Source organism: Ideonella sp. B508-1 (assembly GCF_000333615.1).
Taxonomy (GTDB): Bacteria; Pseudomonadota; Gammaproteobacteria; order Burkholderiales; family Burkholderiaceae_C; genus Ideonella.
Genome location: NZ_BADL01000547.1, coordinates 1 through 5,081, shown reverse-complemented (window position 1 = coordinate 5,081; position 5,081 = coordinate 1). Strand labels below are relative to the sequence as shown.

The following is a 5,081-nucleotide window of genomic DNA, read 5'->3' as shown; positions in this document are numbered from 1 at the left end:
CTAGAGTCTATGGATGAACGACGTCCCCTTTCACCGGCAGGATCTTCCGGCGTCATGTCGGAATACTTCTAGACCATGCGCCAGTTCCTGGAAACCCAGGAACGGGTGATGGCCATGTTCGTTGGCGAACGCGTGGCCGCTCCGGACCGTCCGGCCCGTCTGGCGCGCCCCGCCCAGCCGGTGGCCCTGGCCCGTGTGGCCCAGGTGCCGCCTGCGGCGCCGGCCGTCGTCGTGCTGCCCGCTGTGGCTGCCCGCCGCCGTGGCGCCTGTGGCGCCCCCGGTGGTGGTGCCTGCGCCGGTGATGCCCGCGCCGGTGCCCGCTCCCGTGGCGGCCAAGCCTGCGTCGGTGCCCGCACCGGTGGCTGCAGCGCCCGTCGCTGCCGCGCCTGCGGCTGGCGCGGCGCTGAGCCGTGAGCAGATGGTCGACATGCTGCTGTCCATCGTCGAGGAAAAGACCGGCTACCCGCGCGACATGGTGGGTCTGGACCAGAACCTCGAGTCGGACCTGGGCATCGACTCGATCAAGCGCATCGAGGTCGTCGGCGCCATGCTGCAGAAGCTGCCGGAAGGCCTGCGTGCGGCCCTGACCGAGAGCCGCAGCAAGCTCAACACCCAGCCCACGCTGAACGGCATGCTGGACATCATGGGTTCGGCCAAGAGCGGGAGCGCTGTCGCCAGCCCTTTTGATGTTGCCGAGACGGGATCAAAGGCCGCTGCACCCGCCAGCAGCGGCCACCCGCCTCGGCATGTCGTCGTGCCCGTGCACGAAGCCCTGGAAGCCGATGCACTGAAGCAGCTCAAGGCCGGCCTGTTCGTCATCACCGATGACCTGACAGGCCAGGCCAAGGCCCTGGCAGGCGCCCTGCGCGAGCAGGGTCGCGAGTCCGTCCTGGTGGGACGTGACGTGCTGGGCAGTGAATCGGCCCTGATCGAATGGGCGGCCAAGCTGCGCGAGAGCGCGCAGCCTTTGGCCGGCCTGATCCACCTGGCCGAGCTAGGCAGCGAGATGCTGCCCCCGCAAGGCTCGGTGGCCGAATGGCGCCAGCAACTGCTGGTGAACGAGAAATCGCTGTTCCTGCTGCTGCGTGAACTGTCGACCAGCCTGGGCGAGGGCGCCCATGTGATGTCGGTCAGCGCGCTGGGCGGCTACTTCAACCGCGCCGGCGCCCACGTGCCGGCCGGCCTGACCCTGCAGTCCGGCGCTGCCGGCATGCTCAAGTCCTTCCATGAGGAGCGTCCTGAGCTGCGGGTCAAGATCGTCGACCTGGACCCCGGCCAGTCGCCGGCGGCCCAGATCCAGACCGTGATGACCGAACTGGAGGTCGTGGGGGGCCGCCAGGAGGTGGGCTACCCCGACGGTCAGCGCACGGTCTTCAAGACCGAGGCCATGGTCGCGCCGGTGGACCCGGCCCGCATGGCCCGGCTGCAGGGCATCGTGGTGCTGGCCACCGGGGGTGCCCGAGGCATCACCGCCGAGGTGTTGCGCGAACTGGCCCTGCCGGGCAACACCCTGGTGCTGACGGGCCGGGGCGCCTGGCCCGAGGTCGAGCCGGCCGAGCAGGCCGCGCTGACCACGCCGGAGGCCCTGCGTCAGCACTTCATCGCCGAAGTGCGCGCGGGCAAGAGCGCGCTCAAGCCGGCCGAGATCCAGAAGAAGGTGGCGGCCGTGATGGCCGCCCGCGAAATGCAGGGCAACCGCGCTGACTTCGAGCAGCGCGGCGCCAAGGTCGAATACCGCTCGGTCGACGTGGCCGACGACGCCGGCATGAAGGCCCTGATCGAGGAGCTCTACGCCCAGTTCGGCGCCATCCACGGCGTGCTGCACGGCGCTGGCGTGATCGAGGACAAGTTCCTGGTGGACAAGGCCTCGGACAGCTGGGACCGCGTGGTCAACACCAAGGTCATCGGCCTGCTGCTGCTGCAGAAGTACCTGCGTGCCGAGTCGCTGCGCTTCCTGACCGTGTTCAGCTCGGTGGCCGGCCGGTACGGCAACAGCGGCCAGTCCGACTACGCCACCGCCAACGAATTGATGAACCGCCTGTGCTGCCAGCTCTACCGTCGCTGGGGTGGCCAGGTCAACGTCAACGCCCTGTGCTGGGGACCGTGGGGCCCGACGATGTTCGGTGCCGGCATGGTCACTGCCGAGACCGAGGCCAAGTTCGCCGAGAAGGGCGTCTACCTGGTGACGGCCGCCGACGGCCGCCAACTGCTCAAGGACGAGCTGCTGCGCACCGACGACACCTACGTCGAGATCATCTGCGGCGCTGGCCCCTGGGAGCAACGCGAGGCCGACCTGGGCCGTGTGCAGCTGCAGGCGCCCGCGGCGCTCGGCAAGGTGCTTGGCGCGTTGCTCGGGGCGGCGGAGATGATGACCCTGCCGATGGGCGGTCAGGTGGTGAGCTTCGCCATCGACGCCAACCATGCCTACCTGCAGGAACACCGCATCGATGCGACCCCGGTGCTGCCGGCGGCCGTGGCCCTGGAGCTGCTGTCCCAGGCCGGCCATGCGCTGTGGCCGGGCTGGCGCGTGGTCGAGGTCAAGGACTTCCGCCTGATGAAGGGCGTGGAGCTCAAGGAGGCCGTGCGCCGCTTCGACATCGTGATCAACCCCCCGCCCTATGGCAGCGCGGAAGGCTTCGAGGTGGTGGCCACGCTGCAGAGCGAGCAGCAGGGCGGCAAGACGGTGGTGCACTACAAGGCCGTGCTGCGGCTGGAGCAGCGCCTGCCCGAAGGCTTCAGCCACCCGGTGCGTGCACGCTTCGAGAAGAAGCTGCCGGTGGCCCAGGCCTATGACCAGTTCCTGTTCCATGGGCCCCGCTTCCAGGTGATGACGGCGCTCAAGGGCCTCTCGGCCGATGCCGCCGCCGCCGCGGTGGTGCCCAGCGCGCCGCACGGCTGGCTGCGTGGCGTGCCGGCCGAGCATGACCACTGGGTGTTCGACCCGGCGATCATCGATGCCGGTCCGCAGCTGGCCATCGTCTGGGCGCGCGAGTTCGGCAACGAGACCTGCCTGCCGACCGGCTTCGGCCGGGGTGTGCGTATGTGGATCAGCTGCCCGCCCAGATGACATGTCCCTGGAGGGGGGCCCCTGGACAATGCCCCCTGGTGGGCCCCAATTTTATTAACCAAACCCCCCGGGGAGGTGGTTATGATTATGGAGGACAGCAATGCTTCCCCAGCCAGGCCCTGACCCGATTGGGCGGCCCCCCCGGTTAAGCAACCCAGCAAGTTGTCGGTGTGAGTTGGTGGAAATGACCGATCTTTCCCAAGGAGTCCCGGTGAGCCGGAAAGCATCCACCCCCGGCGCGGGTCGCATTCATCGGCATGGCCTGCATGTACCCGCAGGCCCCCAATCTGCAGGCGTTCTGGCGCAACATCATCGGCGGGGTGGACGCGATCTCCGAGCCGGTGGACTCCTGGGATGCCCAGCGCTATCTGGACACCGGTCGGATCAAGACGCCCTACGGCGGCTACCTGCGGGACCTGTACCGCTTCGATCCGCGCGAGTTCGGCATCATGCCCAGCTCGCTGGACGGCGGCGAGCCGGACCAGTTCCTGGCCCTGAAGGTGGCGGCCGAGGCCCTGAAGGACGCGGGCTATCTCGACCCGTCCTACGACCACCGCGACACCGGCATCGTGCTGGGCCACAGCACCTACCTGCACCGCGGGCAGGGCACGCTGATCCAGAACCACATCGTGGTGGACCAGACCGTGGAGATCCTGCAGGCCGCCTGCCCCCACCTGGGGCCGGAGCAGCTGGAATCGGTGCGTGCGCTGCTGGCCAAGAAGCTGCCGGCGGCCACACCCGACATCGCGCCGGGCCTGGTGCCCAATGTGATGACCGGCCGCATCGCCAACCGCCTGAACCTCAAGGGCCCCAACTACCTGGTGGACGCGGCCTGCTCGTCCTCGTTGCTGGCGGTCAATGCGGCCATGGACGAACTGCGCCTGGGGCGCAGCAAGCTGATGATCGCGGGCGGCGTCAACGCCTCCCTGCCGGCCGAGGTGGCGGTCATCTTCACCCAGCTCGGTGCGCTCAGCGGCCGCGGCAAGGTGCGGCCCTTCGAAAAGGGCAGCGATGGCACCCTGCTGGGCGAAGGCCTGGGCATCGTGGTGCTCAAGCTGCTGGACGAGGCGTTGGCCGATGGCGACCGCATCTATGCGGTGCTGCGCGGTGTCGGCCAGTCCAGTGACGGTCGGGGCACCGGTCTGCTGGCCCCCAGCATGGAAGGCGAATCGCTGGCCGTCCAGCGCGCCTATGCCGAAAGCCGCGTGGACCCGTCCACGGTGGGCCTGGTGGAGGCCCACGGCACGGGCATCCCGCTGGGCGACAAGACCGAGATCGCCTCGCTCAAGTCGGTGTTCGGCACCCGCACGGCGGCGCAGGGCAGCATCGCCCTGGGTTCGGTCAAGTCCATGATCAGCCACACCATTCCGGCGGCGGGCATGGCGGGGCTGATCAAGGCCTCGCTGGCCCTGCACCACAAGGTGCTGCCGCCGATGCTGTGCGGCGAGGTGAACCCCGAGCTGGGCATCGACGACACGACGCTCTACGTCAACAACGAAACCCGTCCGTGGATCACCCCGCAGGGTGCGCCGCGCCGCGCGGGGGTGAATTCCTTCGGCTTTGGCGGCATCAACACCCACGCGGTGCTGGAAGAGGCCCCGGTGGCTGCCGCCAAGCCGGCGCGCTGCCTGCCCTGGCCGTCCGAGCTGTGCGTGCTGGCGGCTGAAACCAACGAGGCCCTGGTCGAGCGCATCGCGCAGGTCCAGGCCTGGCTGACCGCCCGCACCGATCTGTCGATGGGCGACATCGCCGCTTCGCTGGCCGGTCAGGTGGGCGAGGGCGCCTGTCGCCTGGCCATCGTCGCCAGCGACGCCGCCGGGCTGAACAAGCAGCTGCAGCAGGCGCTCAAGAAGCTGGGCAGCGGTGGCGCCACCTCCTGGGCCACCCGCGGCGGCATGTTCTACAGCGCGCAGCCGCTGGAGGGCAAGCTGGCCTTCATCTTCCCGGGCGAGGGCTCGCAGTACAGCGCCATGCTGTCGGACATGGCCCAGTGCTTCGACGATGTGCGCGACTG

The 5,081-nt window shown here is 69.2% G+C and carries 3 protein-coding genes; all 3 read left to right on the top strand.

Translation table 11 applies throughout. The features are described 5' to 3' along the window. Positions 1-75 precede the first annotated feature (75 nt). On the top strand, positions 76-414 hold the full coding sequence (locus tag I73_RS33340; RefSeq protein ID WP_022982520.1) for a hypothetical protein: 339 nt from the start codon (positions 76-78) through the stop codon (positions 412-414). Positions 415-418: 4 nt separating this feature from the next. Further along, positions 419-3,067 carry an SDR family NAD(P)-dependent oxidoreductase gene (locus I73_RS21550; RefSeq protein WP_022982519.1) on the top strand — a complete coding sequence of 883 codons (2,649 nt, stop codon included), beginning with the start codon at positions 419-421 and terminating at the stop codon, positions 3,065-3,067. Between the two features lie 257 nt (positions 3,068-3,324). Further along, positions 3,325-5,081: polyketide synthase (locus tag I73_RS29730; RefSeq protein ID WP_022982518.1), on the top strand; the 1,757-nt coding region annotated here is incomplete at its 3' end.

Coding starts and splice junctions, on each gene's coding strand:
- I73_RS33340 (WP_022982520.1), top strand. CDS start 76: ATGCGCCAGTTCCTGGAAACCCAGGAACGGGTGATGGCCATGTTCGTT.
- I73_RS21550 (WP_022982519.1), top strand. CDS start 419: ATGGTCGACATGCTGCTGTCCATCGTCGAGGAAAAGACCGGCTACCCG.